General features: G+C 55.3%; 1 protein-coding gene. It reads left to right on the forward strand.

Annotated features, from left to right (window positions below):
• A partial coding sequence (locus IV91_RS16305) for an IS66 family transposase (protein ID WP_035418669.1) occupies window positions 1-253 on the forward strand: 253 nt, incomplete at both ends.

Below are 253 nucleotides of genomic sequence, written 5' to 3' on the forward strand. Positions count from 1 at the left end.
AAATCTGTTTCCTGTTCTACCCGGATCGCCAGCATAAGCGGGTGGCCCAGGCCCTCCAGAGTGAGCATGCCCCAGCAGATGCAGTCCTGTTGACGGATGGCTATGGGGCTTATGCCAAATATGCAATCCAGTTGGGATTGACCCATGCCCAATGCTGGGTTCACAGCAGACGCAAGTTTCATAATGCCCGCGGCGTGGAACCAGAGCGTGCTGAAATTGCGCTGAATCTGATCGGCCAGATCTATCGCGTGGA

The sequence above is a fragment of the Ferrovum myxofaciens genome, from assembly GCF_000735045.1.
In the GTDB taxonomy this organism is placed as follows: domain Bacteria; phylum Pseudomonadota; class Gammaproteobacteria; order Burkholderiales; family Ferrovaceae; genus Ferrovum; species Ferrovum myxofaciens.